Below are 2,762 nucleotides of genomic sequence, written 5' to 3'. Positions count from 1 at the left end.
ATCAACCCTACGCCATAATTATTGGAAATAACAGAATTAGAAATAGTAGAATGTCCCCATACTTCAACGGACGCACCAAAACTGGGGTTATTGGTATTTTGAGAAAAAACGCAATTCCGGATTGATCCTTCTGATAGCATCACAATAGCGCCACTTCCATAACGCGCGCCACGGTTGCGCATAACGATACTGTCGGTAAGAGTGCCGTAATATATGAGCACCCCCGCGCCATACGAGCCCCCCGAGTTTGTGAGCTGGTTATCAACGATCAGACAGTTAGTGACAATTCCATTCGTTACCAATATCCCGCCACCTAACTGGTTTTCCATTCCATTCGTGATGGTAAAGCCGTCCAAAACAGCGCCGGCATGGTCGAGATAAAAACATCTGTTGGTAGTGTTGGGACAATTCCCATCCACAATCGTCATATCACGCCCATTGACACTTTGAATTGTCACGGCGTTGTTGACGTACACATGATTCGTCAGATAATACGTGCCGTTGGATACCCAGATGTGCATGGGCGCGGTGTTGGTCATGGCGGCGTTAACCACCTCAATGATGTTGGTGCCGGCAGTCGTCCAGTTGGTGTAGGGATTGACAGGTATTACACCCACCGTTCCGGGTGGCACCACGTAATGTGTGGCCGCATTCATTATCCGCATCGACAACAGAACCGTCAACATAAATACCATAAATAATCGTGTCATAACCCCTCCGGTAACTGTAGCTTATAGATTACAAGCGCTCAGCTTATAGATTACAAGCGCTCTTTATGCAATTTTTTTCGAAAATATTTCTTGACAGTCTTTATAATGTATTGATTACAGGTTCTCTTACATTGCTCGGAACTTTGAGCATAGTCGAGACGGCGATGTCGAAGGATTGCCGCAGGCCGCCTCTTTTACCCTGCATCACCAAACCGCCACGGCTTTTTCCAAATCCTCCGCCGATATTTTATCTTTGCCGCCGCGTTCCCGCGCGTATTTTAACGTGGTGTTGAACTGTTTCCCCACCATTTCCAATCGTTCCTTGTAAGGAGCCTTGTCGGCCAGCTCTTTTGCCCGGCTCAAATAACCGGCCAGTTCCAGTAAAATTTCCGGGGTGAACAACACCTCCCACGGATTATTTTTGCCCCACCAATTTTCACGGTAATACTCTGCAAAGCCAATCTTTTGATACGACAGATTCCTGCCCCATTTACCGCTTGACCAAACCGCTTCCAATTTCTCATAAAACGCTTTCATCGGCTCTTTCGCCGGCCCGAAATATAACCGGTAAAATTCTTCCAGCAACGGCTTGACCGGCAACTCGGGATCCCATAACGCTTTCGCCGTAACATACATGTTTAACGCCATCCAGTAGTTCCGATCCGGCGTGTCCGCTCCTCCTGCCCGGCCATTGGTAAAAATATAATCTCCCAGAAACGGAATACCGCTCTTTTCCGACATGGCCTTCGATTTTTTTAAATTATCCGAGATCATCTCCGTGGCCAGGCCGGGCACCCCAAACCATTTTCCGGCGCCCCAACAATCAAAATTATAGTATTCCCAAAATGACACGGTTGCCGGTTTCAGTTTTAACCAACCGCCCATAATTTCATCGTAAAACACGTTTCTGACTTCATCGTTCCACAGATGCATTCGATGTTTTGCTATCTGCACCGACACATTGGAGGGTAATTTATCAATCTTGAGCGGCGGGCGTGTCTGGGCATTGTATGCGCCAATCACAACCCGATGCTCAGGGAAATCTTTAGCGACGGCGTTCGCCGTATTCACCGCGATTTCAGCCCAGTAATCCGACATTTCACCAAACCAACCCTCCGCCACGATAACCTTCTTCTTGCATTCCGGACATGCGCAGGGCGCGGACGCCCCGTCATTTTCAAGGATACAAAAGTCCGGGAAAAGTTCCGGATCGGCGAATCGAAAAGTCGTTTTGGCCTGTTTAATGATACCGTCCCGCACTTCCGGGTGGCTGACGCAAAGGTTCTTTCCCCTGCTGCCATCCGCGCGCAGAGCAAACCATTCCGGATGGATCAGTTGATATGGGGACCAACCTGCAAAACTATGGCACGTGCTGGCGGGATAAACGGTCCAGCCAAATCCCAGCCGGCGCAGCCATAAAGCATTCATTCCCGGAGCAACTCCCGCCCAACGGGCAATAAAATACGGTGCGGAAACAATATCCATCTTGTCTATCCTGATATCCTTTTCCCGCGGAAGCACTTCGCCGAGTTCCCCGGCCCAGGGGAAATACCATCGCACTCCCAATAACTCCAGAAAACGGTAGACCCCGTAAAGCGTGCCGGCGCTGCCGACGCCCTGAACATAATGAGGTTTTGCCGTCCGGCTGTCTTTCCCCGCAACAACCAGAATACCTGGCCGGCTGACAATCCTGAAGCCGTCCGGCTTCAAATCGGCAAAATCAAAGCCCAGGTTTTTTGTCGCCGCGCTTTCTCCAATTAATATCATTTCGCCGCCGTCAGTCCACTCCAACGCATCCGTATTGTCGTCAACGGTTTTTATCGGTAGTTTAACACCTGTCACCTTTTGCAAATATGTCTGCATCTCCGTCGCCGCAAACATCGTAATTTCAGGCGCGTTTTTATCCAGAATAATTGCGCCGCGCGCCTTGCCGTTGTCAATCAAGACAACATGTTCCTTCCTGCCGGAAATATCCATGAGTTCAATTTGCGTTAAGGCTCGGTTGTATATCTTTAATTCATCCACACCGGCCACTACCGGCGACATTCCTCC

At 49.4% G+C, this 2,762-nt stretch carries 2 protein-coding genes; both read right to left on the bottom strand.

Going from position 1 to position 2,762, the window contains the following annotated elements; translation table 11 throughout:
* On the bottom strand, positions 1 to 710 hold a 710-nt coding region (locus PHP98_12160), incomplete at its 3' end, for a hypothetical protein (GenBank protein ID MDD5484382.1).
* Between the two features lie 204 nt (positions 711 to 914).
* Positions 915 to 2,762, bottom strand: a 1,848-nt coding sequence (locus tag PHP98_12155; GenBank protein MDD5484381.1) for a DUF4838 domain-containing protein, incomplete at its 5' end; no start/stop codon positions are given.

It is taken from the genome of Kiritimatiellia bacterium (assembly GCA_028715905.1).
Taxonomy (GTDB): domain Bacteria; phylum Verrucomicrobiota; class Kiritimatiellia; order JAAZAB01; family JAAZAB01; genus JAQUQV01.
This window is presented reverse-complemented; position numbering and strand designations above follow the sequence as displayed.